The organism is Actinomadura xylanilytica, assembly GCF_030283145.1.
Taxonomy (GTDB): domain Bacteria; phylum Actinomycetota; class Actinomycetes; order Streptosporangiales; family Streptosporangiaceae; genus Spirillospora; species Spirillospora xylanilytica.
Window position 1 is genome coordinate 145,491 of record NZ_JASNWE010000006.1, and the last position, 19,921, is coordinate 165,411.

22 protein-coding genes are annotated in these 19,921 nt (G+C 73.2%); 11 read left to right on the top strand and 11 right to left on the bottom strand.

The genetic code is table 11. The annotated features are described in order from the left end of the window. Positions 1-48: 48 nt before the first annotated feature. The 6 genes from QP090_RS34885 to QP090_RS34910 are packed head-to-tail and all read right to left on the bottom strand — an operon-like array spanning position 49 to position 6,497. The gene (locus tag QP090_RS34885; RefSeq protein WP_285944006.1) at positions 49-912 is read right to left on the bottom strand and encodes a spermidine synthase; all 864 of its coding nucleotides are present in this window, start codon (positions 910-912) and stop codon (positions 49-51) included. A gap of 26 nt (positions 913-938) precedes the next feature. Further along, positions 939-1,946, bottom strand: coding sequence for an ABC transporter ATP-binding protein (locus QP090_RS34890; protein ID WP_285944007.1), 1,008 nt, complete (start codon positions 1,944-1,946; stop codon positions 939-941). Further along, on the bottom strand, positions 1,936-2,973 hold the full coding sequence (locus QP090_RS34895) for an ABC transporter ATP-binding protein (RefSeq protein ID WP_285944008.1): 1,038 nt from the start codon (positions 2,971-2,973) through the stop codon (positions 1,936-1,938). Before QP090_RS34895 ends, QP090_RS34890 begins: the two co-directional genes overlap by 11 nt. 3 nt (positions 2,974-2,976) lie before the next feature. Beyond that, entirely contained in the window at positions 2,977-3,957 is a 981-nt protein-coding gene (locus QP090_RS34900; RefSeq protein WP_285944009.1) for an ABC transporter permease, read from the bottom strand. Further along, on the bottom strand, positions 3,954-4,880 hold the full coding sequence (locus QP090_RS34905; RefSeq protein WP_285944010.1) for an ABC transporter permease: 927 nt from the start codon (positions 4,878-4,880) through the stop codon (positions 3,954-3,956). The genes QP090_RS34900 and QP090_RS34905 overlap by 4 nt, the downstream gene beginning before the upstream one ends. 6 nt (positions 4,881-4,886) lie before the next feature. Further along, positions 4,887-6,497, bottom strand: coding sequence for a peptide ABC transporter substrate-binding protein (locus tag QP090_RS34910; protein WP_285944011.1), 1,611 nt, complete (start codon positions 6,495-6,497; stop codon positions 4,887-4,889). Positions 6,498-6,677: 180 nt separating this feature from the next. On the opposite strand from QP090_RS34910, the gene QP090_RS34915 reads away from it, so the two are divergent. Both QP090_RS34915 and QP090_RS34920 read left to right on the top strand, forming a co-directional pair. Beyond that, positions 6,678-8,000 carry a M20/M25/M40 family metallo-hydrolase gene (locus QP090_RS34915; RefSeq protein ID WP_285944012.1) on the top strand — a complete coding sequence of 441 codons (1,323 nt, stop codon included), beginning with the start codon at positions 6,678-6,680 and terminating at the stop codon, positions 7,998-8,000. 123 nt (positions 8,001-8,123) lie between these two features. Continuing rightward, entirely contained in the window at positions 8,124-8,951 is an 828-nt protein-coding gene (locus tag QP090_RS34920) for a thioesterase family protein (RefSeq protein ID WP_285944013.1), read from the top strand. A 22-nt stretch (positions 8,952-8,973) separates the two neighbouring features. Here QP090_RS34920 and QP090_RS34925 read toward each other — a convergent pair whose 3' ends face one another. Then, positions 8,974-9,876: a TIGR03620 family F420-dependent LLM class oxidoreductase gene (locus tag QP090_RS34925; RefSeq protein ID WP_285944014.1), complete on the bottom strand. Its 903-nt coding sequence runs from the start codon at positions 9,874-9,876 to the stop codon at positions 8,974-8,976. 98 nt (positions 9,877-9,974) lie between these two features. On the opposite strand from QP090_RS34925, the gene QP090_RS34930 reads away from it, so the two are divergent. The 4 genes from QP090_RS34930 (at position 9,975) to QP090_RS34945 (ending at position 13,457) form a co-directional block, all read left to right on the top strand. After that, the gene (locus tag QP090_RS34930) at positions 9,975-10,544 is read left to right on the top strand and encodes a TetR/AcrR family transcriptional regulator (RefSeq protein WP_285944015.1); all 570 of its coding nucleotides are present in this window, start codon (positions 9,975-9,977) and stop codon (positions 10,542-10,544) included. A 10-nt stretch (positions 10,545-10,554) separates the two neighbouring features. Then, positions 10,555-11,382, top strand: coding sequence for a hypothetical protein (locus tag QP090_RS34935; RefSeq protein ID WP_285944016.1), 828 nt, complete (start codon positions 10,555-10,557; stop codon positions 11,380-11,382). A gap of 53 nt (positions 11,383-11,435) precedes the next feature. Continuing rightward, positions 11,436-12,473, top strand: coding sequence for an MBL fold metallo-hydrolase (locus QP090_RS34940; RefSeq protein ID WP_285944017.1), 1,038 nt, complete (start codon positions 11,436-11,438; stop codon positions 12,471-12,473). Between the two features lie 192 nt (positions 12,474-12,665). Next, positions 12,666-13,457, top strand: a complete 792-nt coding sequence (locus tag QP090_RS34945; protein ID WP_285944018.1) for a putative protein N(5)-glutamine methyltransferase — start codon at positions 12,666-12,668, stop codon at positions 13,455-13,457. On the opposite strand, the gene QP090_RS34950 is transcribed toward QP090_RS34945, so the two are convergent. Next, positions 13,432-13,944: an MFS transporter gene (locus QP090_RS34950; RefSeq protein WP_285944019.1), complete on the bottom strand. Its 513-nt coding sequence runs from the start codon at positions 13,942-13,944 to the stop codon at positions 13,432-13,434. The genes QP090_RS34945 and QP090_RS34950 overlap by 26 nt on opposite strands. A 122-nt stretch (positions 13,945-14,066) precedes the next feature. On the opposite strand from QP090_RS34950, the gene QP090_RS34955 reads away from it, so the two are divergent. The 3 genes from QP090_RS34955 (at position 14,067) to cutA (ending at position 16,358) form a co-directional block, all read left to right on the top strand. Next, positions 14,067-14,828 carry a class I SAM-dependent methyltransferase gene (locus QP090_RS34955; protein WP_285944020.1) on the top strand — a complete coding sequence of 254 codons (762 nt, stop codon included), beginning with the start codon at positions 14,067-14,069 and terminating at the stop codon, positions 14,826-14,828. A 65-nt stretch (positions 14,829-14,893) separates the two neighbouring features. Then, complete coding sequence (locus tag QP090_RS34960; RefSeq protein ID WP_285944021.1) at positions 14,894-15,613, top strand: TetR/AcrR family transcriptional regulator; 720 nt, start codon at positions 14,894-14,896, stop codon at positions 15,611-15,613. 427 nt (positions 15,614-16,040) lie between these two features. Further along, positions 16,041-16,358 (top strand): divalent-cation tolerance protein CutA, encoded by a 318-nt coding sequence (gene cutA, locus QP090_RS34965; RefSeq protein ID WP_285944022.1) that lies wholly within the window; start codon positions 16,041-16,043, stop codon positions 16,356-16,358. On the opposite strand, the gene QP090_RS34970 is transcribed toward cutA, so the two are convergent. Next, positions 16,339-17,589 (bottom strand): helix-turn-helix domain-containing protein, encoded by a 1,251-nt coding sequence (locus tag QP090_RS34970; protein WP_285944023.1) that lies wholly within the window; start codon positions 17,587-17,589, stop codon positions 16,339-16,341. The genes cutA and QP090_RS34970 overlap by 20 nt on opposite strands. Positions 17,590-17,726: 137 nt before the next feature. Between QP090_RS34970 and QP090_RS34975 the strand changes: the two genes are divergently transcribed. Beyond that, positions 17,727-18,224, top strand: coding sequence for a hypothetical protein (locus QP090_RS34975; RefSeq protein ID WP_285944024.1), 498 nt, complete (start codon positions 17,727-17,729; stop codon positions 18,222-18,224). Positions 18,225-18,419: 195 nt separating this feature from the next. Next, on the top strand, positions 18,420-18,749 hold the full coding sequence (locus QP090_RS34980) for a hypothetical protein (RefSeq protein ID WP_285944025.1): 330 nt from the start codon (positions 18,420-18,422) through the stop codon (positions 18,747-18,749). A 55-nt stretch (positions 18,750-18,804) separates the two neighbouring features. Here QP090_RS34980 and QP090_RS34985 read toward each other — a convergent pair whose 3' ends face one another. Continuing rightward, on the bottom strand, positions 18,805-19,371 hold the full coding sequence (locus QP090_RS34985) for a DUF1707 SHOCT-like domain-containing protein (protein WP_285944026.1): 567 nt from the start codon (positions 19,369-19,371) through the stop codon (positions 18,805-18,807). 233 nt (positions 19,372-19,604) lie between these two features. After that, entirely contained in the window at positions 19,605-19,850 is a 246-nt protein-coding gene (locus QP090_RS34990) for a hypothetical protein (RefSeq protein ID WP_285944027.1), read from the bottom strand. Between the last annotated feature and the right edge of the window lie 71 nt (positions 19,851-19,921).

A 19,921-nucleotide genomic window follows, 5' to 3' on the forward strand; every position in this document is an offset into this window, starting at 1 on the left:
ATCGCGACGATCCGGTCACCGTCGATCTCGGCGACGCCCGGCGCGCCGTCATGGGCGGCCGAACGCCTGCGGCGGCGGGACGGGGGCAGTGATCTCCTCACCGTCGTGCAGCGGCGCGGCCCCGCCGCAGAACGCGGCGAGGTCGCCGCCCTCCACCAGGCGGGCCCGCGCGATGCCGCCGGCGGCGCGGCGGCCCAGCTCGGCGGACGGCAGCGGCGCGTGCGACGCGGCGACGATCAGGTTGCCGAACCGCCGGCCGCGCAGCACGCCCGGGTCGGCGAGCAGCAGCGTGTGCCGGAACACCGAGCGCACGGTCGCGGCCACCCGGCGCGCGTACGGCAGCCGGAACCCGTCCGCGACGTTGACCATGTAGGCGCCGCCCGACCGCAGCACCCGCTCGACGTCCAGGACGAACTCGCGGGTGGCGAGCTCGACCGGCATCGACGCCTCGGCGAAGGCGTCCAGCACCACCAGGTCGTCGGCCCCGTCGGGGACCGCCGCGAGCCCGGTGCGCCCGTCGGTGATGCGGATCTTGAGGCCGGGCACGTGCTTGACCGGCAGCCGCTCGCGGACGACCTGGACCAGCTCGGCGTCCGGCTCCAGCACCACCTGCCGGGAGCCCGGCCTGGTCGCGGCGATGTAGCGGGGCAGCGTGCAGCCCGCCCCGCCGACGTGCACCGCGTCGAGCGGTGCGCCGGGCGGGCCGAGGCAGTCGGCCAGGTCGCCCATCAGCCGCATGTACTCGAAGTCGAGGTGGGTGGGGTCGGCGAGGTCGACGTAGGACTGCGGCACGCCGCCCACGCACAGCATCCAGCCGCCCTCGCGCTCGGAGTCGCGCAGTAGCTCGGCCTCTCCGCCGGCGACCTCGTAGCGGACGGGCGGCGGCGCGGCCATGTCCTTCTTGCGTGCCATGTCCCCACCCTACGGAACCCTCGGGGCTAGGCGGTCAGGGTCTCCTCGGCGGCGAAGTGGCAGGCGCTCGGATGGGCCGAGCCCTCCCTGGCCTCCAGCGCCGGCTCCTCCTCCGCGCAGATGTCGGCGGCCTTCCAGCAGCGGGTGCGGAAGCGGCAGCCGGACGGCGGGTCCAGCGGGGACGGCGGCTCGCCCTCCAGCGTGATCTGGTCCGCCCAGCCCGCGAACTCGGGGTCGGGGACCGGCACCGCCGACAGGAGGGCCTGGGTGTAGGGGTGGGTCGGGTGCTCGTAGATGCGGGACTGGTCGCCGGTCTCCACCACCTTGCCGAGGTACATCACCGCGATGCGGTCGGAGATGTGCCGGACGGCGGCCAGGTCGTGCGCGATGAACACGTAGGCCAGGCCCAGCTCGCGCTGGAGGTCGCCGAGCAGGTTCATCACCTGGGCCTGCACCGAGACGTCCAGCGCCGACACCGGCTCGTCGCAGACGATCACCTCGGGGCGCAGCGCCAGCGCGCGGGCGATCCCGACCCGCTGCCGCTGCCCGCCGGAGAACTGGTGCGGGTAGCGGCTGACGTGGCCGGGGTCGAGCCCGACGAGCTCCAGCAGCTCCTGCACGCGGGCGCGGCGCTCCCCCTTGGGCGCGACCTCCGGGTGGATCGCGAACGGCTCGCCGACGATGTCGCCGACCGTCATCCGCGGGTTGAGCGAGGAGTAGGGGTCCTGGAGCACCATCTGGACGCGGCGGCGCAGCGCCCGCAGCTCGCCCTTGGGGAGGGTGAAGATGTCGCGGCCGTCGAACCGGACCGTCCCGGCCGTCGGGCGCTCGGCGGCCAGCAGCAGCTTGGCGAGGGTCGACTTGCCGCAGCCCGACTCGCCGACCACGCCGAGGGTCTCGCCGCGGCGCAGCTCGAGGTCGACGCCGTCGACGGCCTTGATCCGGCCCACCTCGCGCTTGACCACCACGCCGCGGGTGACCGGGTAGTGCTTGACCAGGCCCTCGACCTGGAGGATCGGCGGGTCAGCAAGCACCGTGGACCTCCTCGGCGAAATGGCAGGCGGCGGCGTGCCCGGGACCGACCGTGACCAGCGGCGGCCGTTCGGCGGCGCAGACCGCCTCGGCCCGGGGGCAGCGCGGCCGGAACGGGCAGCCGGGCGGCAGCGCGGCCGGGTCCGGCGGCGCGCCCTTGATCGGCACCAGCGGCCCGCCGCGCTGGTCCAGCCGGGGCACCGAGGCCAGCAGCCCGGCGGTGTAGGGGTGCGCGGGCCGGGCGTACAGCTCGCGGGCGGGGGCCTGCTCGGCGACCGACCCGGCGTACATCACCACGATGCGGTCGGCGACGCCCGCGACGACGCCGAGGTCGTGGGTGATCAGCACCAGGCCCATCCGCAGCTCGTCCTGGAGCTCGGCGAGCAGCCGCATGATCTGCGCCTGGACGGTGACGTCGAGCGCGGTGGTCGGCTCGTCGGCGATGAGCACGTCGGGCTCCAGCGCCAGCGCCATCGCGATCATGATGCGCTGCCGCATCCCGCCGGAGAACTGGTGCGGGTAGTCGCCGAGCCGCTGCCGGGCCGAGGGGATCCTGACCCGTTCCATCAGCTCGACGGCCTTGTCCCGGGCCGGCTTGCGGCGCAGGCCGCGGTGCACCCGGTACATCTCGGTGATCTGGTCGCCGACGGTGAAGACGGGGTTGAGCGCGCTGAGCGCGTCCTGGAAGATCATCGAGATCCGGTCGCCGCGGAACGCGCGGCGGCGGCGCTCGGGCAGCCCGAGCAACTCCTCGCCGCGCAGCCGCACCGACCCCTGGGTGACCCGGGCGGGCGGGGTGTCCAGGATGCCCATCACGGCCTGGGCGGCGACGCTCTTGCCCGACCCCGACTCCCCAAGGATCGCGACGGTCTCGCCCTCGGCGAGGGTGTAGGACAGGCCGTTGACCGCCTGGACGTCCCGGCCGCGCACGCGGAACTCCACGTGCAGGTCGTCCACCTCCAGCAGGTGGCCGTCCTCGGGGGCGTCGCGCGGCGGCGGGACGGCGTCCGGCTCCTTCGTCAGCTCCATTGCCTACCGTAGTTTCGGGTCGAGGGCGTCGCGGACCGCGTCGCCGAGCATCAGGAAGCTCAGCACCGTGGCCGACAGGAACACCGCGGGGAACAGCAGCAGGTGCGGGTGGTCGACGAAGTACGACTGCGCCAGGTTGAGCTGGAGCCCCCACGACACCTGCGGGTACTGGAGGCCGACGCCGAGGAAGTCCAGCGTGGCCTCCCCCGCGATCACGTTGCCGACGTTGAGGGTGGCCACCACGATCACCGGGGCGATCGCGTTCGGCAGGATGTGCCGGGTCATGATCCGCCGGTCGGACGCGCCGAGCAGCCGGGCGGCCTGCACGTAGTCGGCGTCCCGGACCGCGATCACCTGCGCCCGCATGATCCGGATCATGGTGGTCCAGCCGAGCAGCACCAGCACCAGCGTCATCGCGCCGGGCCCGTGGCTCGGGAAGGCGACCAGGATGACGGTGGCGCCCAGCACGAACGGCAGCCCGAAGAACACGTCGGTGATCCGGGCGATCAGCGCGTCCAGCGGCCCGCCGTAGTAGCCGGCCAGCATCCCGAACACCAGCGCGATCAGGAACGCGAACAGCGTGACCGCGACGCCGATCAGCAGGGTGGGCCGGGCGCCGTGCACGACGTGCGAGAAGTAGTCGCAGCCGGCCAGGTCGGTGCCGAACCAGTGGTCGCCGGACGGGCCGAGCTTGGACAGGTTGGGGTCGCAGCCCTGGTTGACGCCCCGGCCGGTGAACAGGCTGGGGAACAGCGCCATCGCGGCGACCAGCGCAAGGATCACCAGCGAGCCCCAGAACACCCAGCGCCCGCGCAGCTCCCGCCACGCGTCGTGCCAGAGCGACGCCGCCTGCCCGCCGACCGTCCCGCCCGCCTCCGCGACGGCCGCCGCGCTGGTGCCGGGCGCGCCGGCTCCCGCGCCGGGCGCGGGGGCGGGGGCAGCACCGGCCGGCCCGGTCGGATCCACTTCCTTGTGTTTGGTCACTCGTACCGGATCCTCGGGTCGAGCCAGCCGTACAGCAGGTCCACGATCAGGTTGACCAGCAGGAAGATCAGGACCAGCAGGGTGACCGCTCCGACCACCACCGGCCCCTCCTTGAGCTGGATCGACTGGAACACCTGCTGCCCGACGCCGGGCAGGTTGAAGATGCCCTCGGTGACGATCGCGCCGCCCATCAGCGAGCCGAAGTCCACACCGAGGTAGGTCACCACCGGGATCAGCGAGTTGCGCAGCGCGTGCCGCCCGACCACCCGGGTCCGGCCGAGGCCCTTGGCGCGCGCGGTGCGCACGTAATCGGCGCGCAGGTTCTCGGCCAGGCTGGTGCGGGTCAGCCGCGCCACGTACGACAGGCCGAGCGAGCCGAGCACCATGCCGGGCAGCAGGTAGCTCACCGGCCAGCCCTGGTCGGTCCCCGCGGACGGGAAGATCTTCCAGTTGAGCCCGAACACGATCTGCGCGGTGTAGCCGAGCACGAACACCGGGACCGCGATCAGCAGCGTGGTGCCGCCGAGCACCAGGGTGTCGGCGAGCCTGCCGCGCCGCAGCCCGGCCCAGGCGCCGAGCGCGATCCCGACGACCAGCTCGAACGTCCAGGCGGTGAGGGCGAGCTGCGCCGTCACCACCCAGCGCCCGCTGAGCATCTCCGAGACCTTCTGGCCGGTGTAGTTCTCGCCGAGGTCGCCCTGGAACAGCCCGAACATGTACTTGGCGTACTGGACCAGCACCGGGTCGTTCAGGTTGTACCGGTCCCGGAGCGTGTTCAGCACGTTCTCCGGGACCGGCTTGTCACCCGCGAGCGCCTGGATCGGGTCGCCCGGCAGCGCGAACACCAGCAGGTAGATCAGCAGCGTGGTGCCGATGAAGACGGGGATCGCCTGGAGCAGGCGCCGTAGGACGTAGCGCCACATCGGGGGCTACTTCACCGTCACTTCGTTGGCGAGCAGCCCGGTGGCGTACGCGGTGATGGTGACGTTGCCCACCTTCTCGGACCGGCCGCCCTGCCCGGCCCAGGTCCACAGCGGGATCATCGGCATCTCGCGCAGCGCCACGTCCTCGGCCTGGTTGTAGAACTTGACCGCCTCGGCCCCGCTCGGCGCCTGGTTGCCCTTGGCGATGAAGCCGTCGAACTCCTTGTTCTTCCACGTCATCTTGTTGCCGATGCCCCACATGCTCTCGAGGTAGTTCTGGGCGCTGGGGTAGTCGGCCTCCCAGTTCTGCCGGTAGGGGCCCTTCTCCTCGTGCGCCGACAGCATCGAGAAGTAGTCCGAGGAGGGGACCTGCCGGAACTGGACGTCCTTGATACCGAGGTTCTGCTTCAGCGAGTTCGCGACGATCTGCATCCACTGGTAATAGGTCGGCTGCGCGTTGGAGAAGTACAGCTCCAGCGACCCCTTGAACCCGCCGGCCTTCTCGAACAGCTCCTTGGCCTTGGCCGGGTTGTAGGCGCACAGGTCACCGCAGGCGTTCGGGCGGTGCCCCTCGATGATCGGCGGGAGCAGCGAGTCGGCGGGGATGTAGTCGCCGTTGTAGACCGCCTTGTTGATGCCCTGGCGGTCGATGGACATCGAGATCGCCTTGCGCAGGTCGGGGTTCCCGAACCGGTCGTCGAACAGCGGGAAGCCGAGGTAGTCGATGGTGCCCATCTTGCGGGGCAGGAACCGGTCGCCGAGCAGCCGCTTGGCCTCGGGGACCTTGGCCGCCGGGATGGTCTGGAGGACGTCGAGCCGGCCGGCCCGCAGGTCGGTGTAGGCGGTGTCGGCGCTGGAGTAGCTCTTCCAGGTGTAGCCCTTGTTCTGGGGCTTGCGCGATCCCTTGTAGGCCGCGAACGGCACCAGCTTGACCTGCTTGTTCCGCTCCCAGTCGCCGCTCATCTGGTACGGGCCGTTGCCGATCGGGTGGTCGTCGAACTTCTTGAGCGCCCCGGCGTCCTTGAACGCCGCCTTCGGCATCGGCGCGAACGCCGGGTAGGTCAGCAGCAGCGGGAACTGGTTGAAGCTGTCGTTCAGCGTGACCTTCAGCGTGGTCGCGTCGACCACCTCGAGCCCCGACAGCTTGTCGCTCTTCGGCTTGGCCTTGGGGTCCTCGGGGTTGATCTCGGCGTACCCCTTGATGTGCGAGAAGTACTCGTTGGCCTCGTAGGCGTTGGGCCCGTAGGCGGCGTTGTTCCACGCGTCGGCGAAGTTGGACGCCTCGACCGGCTCGCCGTTGTGGAAGGTGCGGCCGGGCTGGAGCTTGATCGTCCAGACCTTCTGGTCGTCGCTCTCCAGCGACTGCGCCGCCAGGTTGACCGGCTTGCCGTCCTTGCTGAGCCCGACCAGGTTGTCGAACAGCCCGCTCAGGACGTCGAAGGAGTAACTGCTGGTGGTGTTGCCCGGGACCAGGTGGTCGGGCTCCGAATGGCCCGCGGTGAAAGTGCCGTCGGACGACGTCGACCCGCCGCCGCAGGCCGACAATCCGAGCGACGCCGTCAACGCGACCGCGGCGAACCCCGCGGCCCGCCGGCCCGTTCCCCTGAGGCTGGTCATGCTTCTCCTCCGCTGCCCGCCGGCCACGACGCGGCCCGCGCTGTTCAGGCACTGTCGTGCCACCGGCCCGATTTCGGTACGCACCTGAACGAACCGTCACCGGATCGATACCATCGTGATCATTCGTTGACAGAGGTCAGCGCGCCCGGCAATTAAAGGAACCCTGCGAAAGGCGACCGAATGTCCCGGCCCGAGATGTCCGTTCCGCCGACGGCCGTCGACGAGGTGACGGAGCTCTGCGCCGCCCTCATCCGCCACGACACGACCAACGAGGGCGAGGGCGAGGCGCGCGGCGAGCGGGCAGCGGCCGAGTACGTCGCGACGCTGCTGGACGAGGTCGGAGCGGAGGCCGCCGTCGTCGAGTCGGCCCCCGGCCGGGCGAGCACGCTCGCCCGGATCCCGGGCACCGACCCGTCCCACCCCGCGTTCCTCGTGCACGGGCACCTGGACGTGGTGCCCGCCGACCCGGGCGAGTGGAGCATGCACCCGTTCTCCGGCGAGGTCCGCGACGGATGCGTGTGGGGCCGCGGCGCGGTCGACATGAAGGGCACGCTCGCGATGACGCTGGCGACCGTCCGGCAGCGGCTGCGCGAGGGCCGCCGCACCCGCGGCGACCTGGTGCTGGCCTTCCTCGCCGACGAGGAGTGCACCGGCGACTACGGCTCGCGGTACGTGGCGCGCGAGCACCGGGGGCTGTTCACCGGCTGCGCCGAGGCGATCAGCGAATCGGGCGGGTTCAGCGTCGACGCCGGCGGCGCCCGGATCTATCCGATCGCGACCGGCGAGCGCGGCACCATGTGGATGCGGCTGACCGCGCGCGGCACCGCCGGGCACGGCTCCAAGCCCGCGCCCGACAACGCGGTCGCCGAGCTGGCGCACGCGGTCTCCCGGCTCGCCGCCCACGAGTGGCCGGTCCGGCTGACCTCCGGTGTCCTGGCCCTGCTGGAGGGCCTGGCGGACGCGCTCGGCACCACCATCGACCACGACCGGCTCGACGAGGAGGCGCGGCGCCTCGGCGGCGTCGGGCGGCTGTTCGAGGGGACGATCCGCAACTCGGCCAACCCGACCCGCCTCGACGCCGGCTACAAGGTCAACGTCATCCCCGGCACCGCGACCGCGCAGGTCGACGGCCGCTACCTGCCCGGCACCGGCGAGGAGTTCCTGGCCACCGTCGACCGGCTGCTCGGCCCGAAGGTCACCCGCGAGTTCATCAACTACGAGGAGGCGCCCGCGGCCGATCCCGCCGGGGCGACGTTCGCGGCGCTCGCGGGCGCGCTGCGCGCCGAGGACCCGGCGGCGCGCCCCGTCCCGTACGTGATGGCGGGCGGCACCGACGCCAAGTCGTTCAACCGGATCGGCATCACCAGCTTCGGCTTCGCGCCGCTGCTCCTCGGCCCGGACCTGGACTACCTGGGCATGTTCCACGGCGTCGACGAGCGGGTCCCGGTCGAGGGCCTTCGCTTCGGCACCCGCGTCCTCGACCGGTTCCTGGACACCCGCTGACCGCCGCGCCCCGGACGGCGGGAGGCCCCCTCGGACCGGGCACCGGCTGGACGAAGGGGACATCGTGGCGGTTCGGGGTCGTGGCAGACTGACCAGGCGGAATCGAGCACACGGGGGGGCGGAATGGCGGACTTCAGCGCGGCCACGGCGGTCGAGCCGAGAACCGGAGCGGGGACGGGAGCGGACGGCCACGAGTTCGACGCCGCGCTGGACGAGCAGTGGAGCGTCGGCGGCAAACTGCACGGGGGCTACCTGCTGGCGGTCCTCGGCCGCGCGGCGGCGCGGGCGAGCGGCGTCGCGCATCCGCACCTCACCGCCATCGGCGGGGCGTTCGTCGAGCCGCCCGCCCCCGGGCCGGCGGTCGTGGCCGTCGAGGTGCTGCGGGCGGGCCGCGGCACCACCCAGCTCCGCGCCCGGCTGTCCCAGGACGGCCGGCCCTGCGTGGAGGCGCTGATCACGCAGGGCCTCCTGGAGGAGGGCGAGGCGTGGTGGACCTCCTCCGAGCCCGTCGACCTCCCGCCCGAGCGGGACTGCTTCCCGATGCCCCCCGAGGCGCCGGGCGCGGGCCTGCGGGTGGCGCTGATGGAGGTCGTCGAGCAGCGGCTCAACCCCGCCGACCTCGGGTTCGCCGCGGGCGAGCCGGGCCGCCGCGGCACGGTGTCGGGATGGCAGCGGCTGGCCGACGGCTCCGACTGGGACCCGCTCAGCCTGCTGGTCGCGCTCGACCCGGTCCCGCCGGTCTCCTACGACCTCGGGCTGCCGGGCTGGGCGCCGACCGTGCAGTTCGGGGCCTACATCCGGCGGCTGCCCGCGCCCGGCCCGGTGCGGGTGCGGATGACCGCGACCGAGGTGGCGGGCGACCGGATGGACGAGGTGGCCCACGCCTGGGACGGCAAGGACCGCCTCGTCGCGCAGGCCACCCAGTTCGCCGCGGTCCGCGTCCCCCGCTGATCCGGCCCTCCCCCGCCGCGCCTCAGAGGAGGGCGGGGGCCAGCTCGCGCCACTCGGCCATCGGAAGCTCCGACGGGTCGGCCGTCAGCACCTGCACGCAGACGTGGTCGGCCCCGGCGGCGAGCTGGTCCTCGACCCGCGCGCGGATGGCGTCCACGTCGCCGTAGGCGACGATGGCGTCGACGAGGCGGTCGCTCGGGCCGCCCACGATGTCCTCGTCGCCGAAGCCGAGCCGCCGGACGTTGGCCGTCTGGTGGGACTCCACCGCGAGGTACCCGGCGACGTGCTCGCGGGCGGTCACGCGGGCGCGGGCGCGGTCGGTGTCCAGGACGACCGCCTGCTCGACGCCGAGGAACGCGTCCGGCCCCATGATCTCCCGGGCCCGCGCGGTGTGCTCGACCGGGACGAAGTAGGGGTGCGCGCCCCCGACCCGCTCCGCCGCCAGCGCGAGCATCTTCGGGCCGAGCGCGGCCAGGACGCGGCGCGGCGCGGCGGCGGGTGCCAGGCTGTGCCGGGGGACGGCGTCCATCGAGTCCAGGTAGGCGCGCATCGTGGCGACCGCCTTGCCGCGGGCCGGCATCGGGTAGCCGTCGAAGTCGTGGACGGTGTCGTCGACCCGGTGCCCGCCGAGCCCGAGCAGGTAGCGGCCGGGGAACGCCTCGCCGAGGGTGCGCTCGGCGGTGGCCATCGCGATCGGGTCGCGGAAGGCGATGTTGGCGATGCCCGCCGCGACCGTGATCCGCCGCGTCGCCGACAGCAGCAGCCACGCCTGCCCCACCGAGTCGCGGCCGAACGCCTCGCCGAACCACAGCGCGCCGTAGCCCAGCTCCTCGATCTCGGCCGCCGCCTCCCGGACCCGGGTGGCGGGCTGCCCCTCGAACGCGAACGTCCAGACGCCGACGCGGCCGGCCTCCTGGTTTCCCATCGCGGACTCCTCGTTGCCCAATGTTCCGGAGAACCTCTCCGGTTTGTCTGAGCTACCATACGGAGAAGTTCTCCGATTGGCTACCCAGGGGGTGGGCGATGACGGCCGGCGACACGGCGCGGCCACTGCGCGCCGACGCGCGGCGCAACCGCGACCGCGTCCTCGCGGTGGCGCGGGAGGCGTTCGCCGAGGAGGGCCCCGACGCGTCCCTCAACGAGATCGCCCAGCGGGCGGGGGTCGGGCCCGGCACGCTCTACCGCCACTTCCCCACCCGCCGCACGCTCCAGGCCGCGGTGCTGGGCGACCGCATCCAGCGCCTCGCCGGGCGGGCCGACGAGCTCCTGACCACGGCCCCGCCCGGCGAGGCGCTGGCCGGCTGGATGCGGGCGCTGCTGGAGCACGGCCGCACCGACCACGGACTGGGCGGCGCCATGATGGCCGAGCCGCTCGACGTCGGGTTCGACTGCCACGCGACGATCCGCGCCGCGGCGGAGAGGGTGCTCGGAGGGGCCCAGCGGGCGGGCGCCGCCCGGCCGGACCTGTCCTGCGACGACGTGATCCAGCTCGTCGTCGGCATCGCGCTGTCCACCGTGCAGGGCGACCCGGGCCGGTCCGAGCGGCTGCTCGGCCTCGTCCTGGACGCGGTGCTCGTCCGGGACCCTGGGTAGTGGTCATGACGTGGACTTCTCCAGCGCGGCGCACGAGCTCTACGGGGTGACCCCGGACGCGTTCATGGAAACGCGGACCCGCCTCACCAAGCGGGCCCGCGGGGACGGCGACGCGGGTCTGGCCAAGCGGATCGGGGCGCTGCGCCGTCCGACGCAGTCCGCCTGGGCGGTCAACCTGCTGTCGCGGTCTGCGGGCGAGGAGCTCGGATGGCTGCTCGAGGCCGGAGCCGGGATGCGCTCGGCGTGGGCGTCCGGCGGCTCCATCGGCGGGCTGGAGCAGCGCCGCGGCGAACTGGTCGCGCTGCTGGTCCGCACGGCCGGACGGCTGGCCGAAGAGGCCGGGCACCCGCTGCGCGACCCGGCCGTCCGCGAGGTGGAGGACACCCTCCAGGCCGCCACCGTGGACGCGTCCGTCGCCGACGAGGTCAGGGAGGGCCGCCTCACCCGGCCCCGCCGCCACAGCGGCTTCGTTCCCGCCGGGGTTCCGGCCGGGCCCGCCGGACGGGCCGGATCCGCCGAGCCCGCCGGACGGGCGGAGAGGCCGACGGGGCGGGCGCGGCGTCCGGCCCGCGAGTCCGAGCCCACGGGCCGCGCGGACGACCGGAAGGCTCGCGCGGCACGGGAGCGCGACGAGCGCAGGCTGGCCGAGCGCGAGGAGAAGGTCGCCTCGGCGCGGGACGACTCGGACGCGGCCTCGGCGGAGGTGGCGCGGCTACGGCGGGAGCTCGACCGGGCCGTCACCCGGAGGGACGCCGCGGCCAGGCGGCTGGAGCGGGCCGAGCGGGCGCGCGACGGCGCGTCCGAGGCGGTCAGAGGCCCCCGGCACGAATCCGGGTGACGAGATGAAGTAGGTTCTGCCCGAACGTGATTCTACGAAATAGGGGGCAGACGGTGGCGGTACCGGTCTTGGAGCAGCCGGCCGACTGGGCCGAGCCGGGCGCCCATCCGGTCGCCGCGGGCGTGCACCGGATCCCGCTGGCGCTGCCCATCCCCTCGCTGCACGCGGTCAACGTGTACGTCATCGAGGACCAGAGCGGGCCGATCGTCATCGACTCCGGCTGGGCGATGCCCGACACCCGGACGGCGCTGGAGAAGGCCCTGGGCACCCTCGGGCACCGGCTCGAGGACGTCTCGCAGTTCCTGGTCACCCACGCGCACTGGGACCACTACTCGCAGGCCCTCGCGCTGCGCGAGGCGTTCGGTACCCGGGTGCGGATCGGCCGCGGCGAGCGGCCGTCCATCGAGGCGTTCGACCGGGCGCTCGGCCTGCACCCCCGCCAGGTCGGGCTGCTGCGCCGCTGCGGCGCGGACGGCGTCGCCGACCGGATCGCGACCATGGACATCCAGGCGAGCGAGCGGAACGTGCCGCACGCCCTGCCCGACTCGTGGCTGGACGACGGCGAGCGGGTCGTGCTGGGCCGCCGGGGCCTGGACGTCTTCGCCACTCCCGGCCACACCCGCGGGCACGTGGTGCTCCGGGACGCGTTCGCCGGGCTGCTGTTCGCCGGCGACCACGTGCTGCCGCACATCAGCCCCTCGATCGGGCTGGAGACCGAGCCCGAGGCCAAACCCCTGCGCAGCTACCTGGCCTCGCTGCGGCTGGTCCGCGACATGCCCGACACGCTGCTGCTGCCCGCGCACGGGCCGGTGACGCCGAGCGTGCACACCCGGATCGACGAGCTGATCGAGCACCACGCGGCGCGGCTGGACGTGGCCGCCGAGCGGGTCCGCGCCGGGAACGGCACGGCGTTCGAGGTGGCGCGGGGCATGCCGTGGACGCGCCGGCAGCGCAAGCTGGACGAGCTCGACCCCTTCAGCCAGATGCTGGCCGTCCTGGAGATCGATGCGCACCTGGACGTGCTCACCGACCAGGGCATCCTGGACGCGCACGAGACCGGCGGGGTGCGGACCTACGCCCCCGCGCGCTAGGCGGCGTTCCCCCGGGGCACTTCGCGCCCGGAGCCGGGAGTCCGGTAACGTCACGGCTCCGAGCAGTGGAACGACTGGGGAGGTGAGACCCGTTACCGCCCAAGCAGACCGGGTGCTCCCCTCCCCGACGGACGTACGGCCCACCGGAACCAGGTGACCGCGGGAGCGCCCGCAGGCATCCCGGAAGGTCCCATGTCATTCTCCGTCCCGTCCCTGTCCGAGCCCGCCATCGTCACCAGGCTGCGCGCCGCCGGCTGCGTCTTCGCCGAGGAGGAGGCCCGGCTCCTCGTCTCCACCGCCACCACCCCCGCCGACCTCGGCGCCATGGTCGAGCGGCGGGCCGGGGGCCTGCCCCTCGAGCACGTCCTCGGCTGGGCCGAGTTCCGCGGCCTGCGCGTCGAGGTCGACGCAGGGGTGTTCGTCCCGCGGCGCCGCACCGAGTTCCTCGTCGGCGAGGCCGCGGCGCTGGCACCGCCCCGGGCCGTCGCCGTCGACCTGTGCTGCGGCGCGGGCGCGCTCGGCCTCGCGCTCGCCGAGGCGGCCGACCTCGCCGAGCTGCACGCCGCCGACATCGCGCCCGCCGCCGTGCGATGCGCCCGCCGCAACCTCGGCGACAGGGGGCGGGTGTACGAGGGCGACCTCTTCGACCCGCTGCCCGCGTCGCTGCGGGGCCGTGTCGACATCCTGCTCGCCAACGTGCCCTACGTGCCCACCGGCGAGCTGGGGCTGCTGCCCTCGGAGGCCCGCGAGCACGAGGCGCGGACCGCGCTCGACGGCGGCGCGGACGGCCTGGCGGTGCTGCGGCGGGTGACCGCCGCCGCCGTGGCGTGGCTGGCGCCCGGCGGCCACCTGCTGTTCGAGACGAGCGAGCGCCAGGTGCCGCGCGCCGCCCAGATCGTCGCCGGCGACGGGCTGGTGCCGCGGGTGGCGACCTGCGAGGAGCTGTACGCCACCGTCGTCATCGGCACCGGGCCCACCGGCTGAGGGCGCCGGGCCGGGCCGTGGCCCGGCCCGGCCCGCGGGTCGGGACGGCCCCGCGCGGGCCGTCGGCCGGCACCAGGCGCGGGACCACCGCGAGCACGACGAGGGTCGCCGGGAGGTTGACGAAGAAGATCCACCTCCAGTGCAGCAGCTCGGTCAGCGCCCCCGACAGCAGGACGCCGCCGACGAGGCCGAGGCCCGAGATCGCGCCCCACAGGCCGAGCGCCCCGGCCCGCTCGCCGGGGTCGGTGAACAGCAGCACGATCAGCAACATCGCCGCCGGCGAGGCCAGCGCCTCACCCGCGCCCTGCCCGAAGCGCGCCGCGAGCAGCACGGGCAGTGCGGGCGCGCAGCCCGCGGCCAGCGAGGAGGTCGGCCCGGCCGGGCCGATGCCGAGATCCGCCCCGATCGAGGGCAGCGCGACGTTGAGAGCCGGGGTCTTGCGGGCACCTGTGGCACCGGAGACGGGGTCCGGCGCCCCTGGAGTCACCTGGTGAAGACGGCCACGGTGGTCCTTCGTCGGGGTCGGGCCGCCAGGGTAGGCGGTCGCGCGCCCCAGGCGCCGAACGGGTTCTCGCGTCGCGGCGGGAGGGGAGCTGGGACGATCAGAGCATGACACGCACCTTCGACGACCTGATCACCGAGGCGGCGGCGGTCCCCGTCGACGGCTGGGACTTCTCCTGGCTGGACGGCCGGGCGGCCGAAGAGCGGCCCTCCTGGGGGTACGCGCGCTCGATGGGCGCGCGGATGGCCCGCGCGACCGCCGCGCTCGACGTCCAGACCGGGGGCGGCGAGATCCTCGCCGGGGTGCCCGCGCTGCCCCGCCTGGCCGTGGCCACCGAGTCCTGGCCGCCGAACCTCGAATGCGCCTCCCGGCTGCTGCGCCCGCGCGGGGTCGCGGTCGTCGCCGACGCCGACGAGCCGCCGCTCCCCTTCGCGTCCGGCGTGTTCGACCTGGTGGTGAGCCGCCACCCGGTGACCACCTGGTGGGACGAGATCGCCCGGGTGCTGGCGCCCGGCGGGACGTACTTCTCGCAGCAGGTCGGCCCGGCCAGCGTCTTCGAGCTGGTGGAGTACTTCCTCGGCCCGCAGCCGCCCGAGGTGCGCGGCAGGCGGGACCCCGGGGAGGCCCGCGCGGCGGCCGAGGCCGCGGGGCTGGAGGTCGCCGATCTCCGCTCGGAGTCGCTGCACACCGAGTTCCGCGACATCGGCGCCGTGGTCTACTTCCTGCGCAAGGTCGTCTGGATGGTCCCCGGGTTCACCGTTGACCGGTACCGCGACCGGCTGCGCGAGCTGCACGGGCTGATCGAGGCCGAGGGCCCGTTCAGCGCGCGCACCACCCGTTTCCTCATCGAGGCCCGCAAGCCCGCCTGACCGGGATGCGGAGCCGTCCCTTGAGGATAGAACCTTCGTGAGAACTTCTCACGCGAGGAGGGCCGATGGGGCTCGCGCCGGAGAGCGGCATCCGCGGCCGGTTCCGGGTCTACGTCCGGGACGAGGCCAAGACGATCGCGCTGCGGCAGCTCGCCGAGGGCGGGCCGCAGGCGGTGTCGGTCAACGCCATCGCCAAGGAGCTCGGCATGTCGGGCCCGGCCCTCTACCGCTACTTCGCGGGCCGCGACGCGCTGTTCACCGAGCTGGTCACCGACGCCTACCTCGATCTGACCGCCGCGGTCGCCTCAGCGGTCGCGCCCGAGGCTGACTCCGACACCGGCTCCGACACGGGCCCCAAGGCCGGTCCGGGCCCGCGTGAGCGGCTGCGCGACTTCGCCGCCGCCTATCGCGGCTGGGCCACCGCGCAGCCGCACCGCTACCGGCTGCTGTTCGCCGCGCCGTTCCCCGGCTACGACGCGCACGCCGAGGAGCTCGTCGCCGCGGCGCAGCAGCTGATGGCCGTGCTGGACGGCGTGCTCGCCGGCCTTCCCGGCGACGAGGGGCCGGCGGGCCTCGGCGCCGGTTTCGACGCCTGGGCACGCGGCCGGGCGCCGGAGGGCGCCGCGCCCGCCACCACGCTGCGCGGGCTGGTGACGTGGTCGCGGCTGCACGGCCTGGTCAGGCTGGAGATCGAGGGCAACTACGCCTCGATGGGCCTGGACCCGGGCGTCCTGTTCGAGAGCGAGGTCGCCGCCCTCCTGCGCACCCCGGTCACCGGCGCCTGACCGTCCCGGACGGTCAGGCGCCGCCCGCCCCAGGGGAGCGGCGCCTCGTCCATCCCCCAGTACACGCTCTTCTGCATCAAGCAAGTGGATCACCTGCGAAGATAGAACGCATTGTGTACTGACCTGCCGAAATGCCTAACACACCATCACGCCGGATCACGCACATTCACGGGTCGATGTGCCCTCGATGTGCCCCGCGTGATGGTGCGTGAAGGTGGCCGGATGGTGACAGCAGCCTGCCTTGGCGAACGGGCCGTGGCGGCGAGCGGCCCGCGACGACAGGGCCGACCGACGGAGCGTCCAGTGGACGCTGCCCCTGAGATGAGACGACGCCCCGCCCCTCACACGCGATGAGGTGGCGGGGCGTCGTCGCGCTCGGTGCAAGAACGCCCTATCAGGATAGCTCTGCGCAGATAGGGTCGCCCGCATGACGGACTATCTCCAGGTGTCCACGACCACCGACAGCCGCGAGGCCGCGATCACGCTGCTCAAGTCGGCGGTCGGCGCCAAGCTCGCCGCGTCCGGTCAGGTAATCGGCCCGGCCAGGTCGGTGTTCTGGCATCTCGGCGAGCTCGGCGACGGCGAAGAGTGGCAGTTGTTCCTACGCACCACCCGCGCCCGGTACGCCGAACTGGAGACCCACCTCATCGAACAACACCCATGGGACAACCCCGAGGTGACGTACACCGTCATCGACGGCGGCTCGGCCGGCTACCTGGAGTGGCTCACACGGATGACGTCATAGTCGCGCGCTCGATCGTCTCGGCGACGGCGGGGATGCTCGCGTGCGGGCGTAGACGCTCGGCGACCTCAGTCACCCGCGCCCGCGGCCGAGCGGACGCCACGTCGCTCCCCAGGTCGATGGAGCGGATCAGGATCCGGGCCGACTCGGTGACCTCCCCGGAGTCGAGGAGCGCCTCAGACAGCCATGTCAGGTAGAGCGCCTTGTCCCGGGCGTGTGCGTCGTCGTACCGGGCCAGTGCCCATTCCAGTGCGGGGACGGCGCGATCGGGTCGTCGCAGTTGGCTCCAGCACCGTCCCGTCATGATCTGGAGCTCGGTCTCGTCGACCCACCGTGCCCAGTCCCGGGTATCGTCCGCGCCGCCCGCCAGCGCTTCCCGCGCTTTGTCGAGGGCCTGCTCGACCTGCGAGGTGTGCGTCGATCCGGCGACCGCGTGCGCCCACGCTGCCCGCTCGTACAGCAGCGCGCGGACAGCAGCCGGGGTTTCGTCGTCCACGACCCGGCAGGACGCGTCAGCCTCCGTTGTGCCAGACCGGCCGGTGCTCACCCGATGATAGGCCATGAGTGCCAGGGCGTTCCCGATCAGGGTCGGCTCGCCGGCCTCGGACGCTGCGGTCATGCTCTCGCGGAACAGCGCGTTCGCGCCCGCCATCTGCCCGGAGTCCAAGGCGGCCCAGCCCGCCTGCTGCGCCTGCTCGGCCATCACACCGAGCAGACCGCGGCCTGTCGCCTCGGAGTAGCCGCCCCGTTCGACGAGCGCCCGGGTCGCCGACAACTCGGACGCGTACACGGGGTAGGTGTCGGTCCCGCCGAGGATCTCGTCGAGCCGTCGCAGTCGGGCCGTACGGCGACGCAGCTTGTCGACGAGACCGGCGCCGACGCGGCGGCCCTGCTGGTCGGTGAGGCTCAGCGGTGCGACCGCCAGGCCGGCGGCGGCGGCCGACAGGCTGAGGAAGTCTCTGCGTTGCACGTCATCCCCTGAGGGTGTGAGGGCGAAGAGCTGCTGCTCGGTGGTGCCGAACGCGCGAGCGTACGCCCGCCGGTACCGGACCCCGATGCCCGAACGGCCTCGTTCCCAGCGCTTGACGTACTCGATCAGCGTGTCAATCGACGGGATCTGCGGGCCGGCCAGGGCATCGCGAATCAGCTTGGCGACCTCGCGTTGCGTGAGGCCGCGCTCATCACGTTCAGCGCGGAGTCTAAGTCCGAGCGCGCGTTTCTCATCGGGCGTCATACGTGTGCACCTCACGTATCGCCGTGCCCCCGGGATGCCCCCCAGGTGTCCCCCCATTGTGCCCCTGTCGTCGTGGCGGCGACCGGTGTTCGCTGGCTGTGACCGAATCAATACCCGCACCTCACAGGACGGTCACGATGGTCACGACTCGCTCAGACGATCCGGCGGAGCTACCCGAGCCGGACGGTCCCGCCCTCCTGGCGAGTCTCGCCGTGGCCTTCCGGGGGCAGGGGTTCACCGCCGAGGTCACGAGTGGGCTGCTTCGGGTGGTGGACGGGCCGGACAGTCGGGGCGTCCGGCTCGATTGCCGTCGGCGTGCCGGTGATTGGGACCGGTGGTGGTTTACGTGGGCGGGTGGGATCTGGCTGTGTGAGGCCGACAAGCCGTTCGAGGCGATCACGACGGTGAAGGGCGCGTTGCGGCGGGCCGGGGACCCTCGCACCTGCGAGGAGCTGGCGGCGGCCGAGGTCCGCGCGGAGTTCCCTGACTGGACCATCACCGACACCGAGACCGAGGGCGGGCGCCGGTGGTGGGCGAGCCGCGGTGCACCGACGAGCACCATCCTGAACCGCGGCTCCGACCTGTCTGCCAGCAGTCCCGAGGGGCTGCGGTCCAAGCTGCGGGCCCACCGATGAACGTGGGCGCGGCGGAACCATTCCGGGGAGCAACCCGCCGTGCCCGCCCGACACCGCACGGCCCGCGCGGGGGTCGTGCGGCCCGATGCCCGGCCGGCGGACTGGGGAATCCGTCCGGCCGGGTGGGGGGATCGCGCGGCCGGTGCTCCACACCCCCGCCCTGGGGAGCACCGGCCGCGCTTGGGGAGGGGAGCGATGACGGAGTACGAGCTGAGCGGCGCTGACGGCGTCTACTTCCTCCGCGACCAGGACGACCAGATCGCCGGGACGCTGCTGCGCGAAGCGGGCGGGTGGTGGCGCGGCGTCGCCCCCGACGGCCGGGTCCGCAAGTTCTTCATCGCCCCCGACGAGGACGGCGAGCATGGCGTCGTCGGTGACGGCGGCGCCGCCGATGCTCTTGCCGCGGCTGCGGGCGGACTCGTGTCCTTCCAGGGTGCGGTCGCGGATGTACTCGCGTTCCATCCCGGACAGGGCGGCCAGCACGGTGAAATTCGTCGTCGAGGTGACGGTAGCGCTGGCGGCTGAGCGAGTGCAGGCGTGGCGGCGACCGAGGATGAAGGACGCAGGCTGCGTACCGGGGTTATCGTCTGCGACGCTGCTTGATCTTGATGTAGCCGAAGACCGGGTGTCCTTTCATCACGATGGTCGGCGCGTGGGGATCGGCCGCCTGGACGGCTTTATTGCTGATATGTGAGGTGTTCGTGCTTGACGGGTCGACTCGGGCCGCCCAGCCGTCTGGAAGGATCAGCCGGATCCACCCCGTCCGGGTCGCCGCCTCAACGGTGACCTCGCGGTGCGCGCAGGATGCCCGCCTGAAGTCGATCGTGATGAAGCCCGTCGTGGACTCGGCGGTAATCCGCCGCGGAACGACCCACTGTCCCGACTGCCTGATGTTGGGTGTTGTGGTCTTGAGGACAAGCGTTTCGGGCTCTGGGACGGCGGCCGGGCCCGGTACCGAAGGGGGATGGACGGGCAGGTCCACCACCAGGGCCCGGAGTTGGCCGTGCGTCTTTGCGCCGTAGGCCAGGCTGAGCCTTTCGTCCAACTCCTCAAGATCGATACGGCCTTCGCCGGCGGCAATCCGTAGCCTCTCGGCGACGGCCTCCCGGTCCGCATCCGCGGCCCGGGCCGTGTCTGCCGGGTCCATCGGCGACGACTCCTCCATACCGACCACAAGCGGACCTTGCCTCCCTCGGCCGTGCGGCCGGTCCAGCGCCGGATATCTACAACGTCCGGCCAGGTTAGCCCGTAGTTCCCGGGCATCGGCGCCCCGGGGTCCGGGGGCTGAGCGCTGCATGACGAAGACGCCCCGTCCTCCGCCGAAGCAGAGGACGGGGCGTTCGTGCCGGACGGGCTTCCCCACCCGCCGACGTTGTGAGGCTACCGGGGCGTGGTGGACGCGTAGGCCGGGACGCCGCGCGCCAGCCCGAGGGACAGCAGCACCCGCCCGGCCGTCGGATAGTGGACCTCGATCCAGCGGGCCGCGGCGTAGTAGACGGCGGTAACGGCGGGGGTGACGATCGCGGTCACCGCGGTCGCGTCCAGGTCGAGCCTGATGCGGGCGGCCTGGCCGACCAGGACGCCCACGATGAGCGGGACGAGGGTCCGGACGATGCTGTCGTACATGAGGGGGTCTCCTACAGGTCGGCAGGGGCGGTCGGTGTCGCCCACGCGGTGGGGTCGTCGAGGGGCGTGGT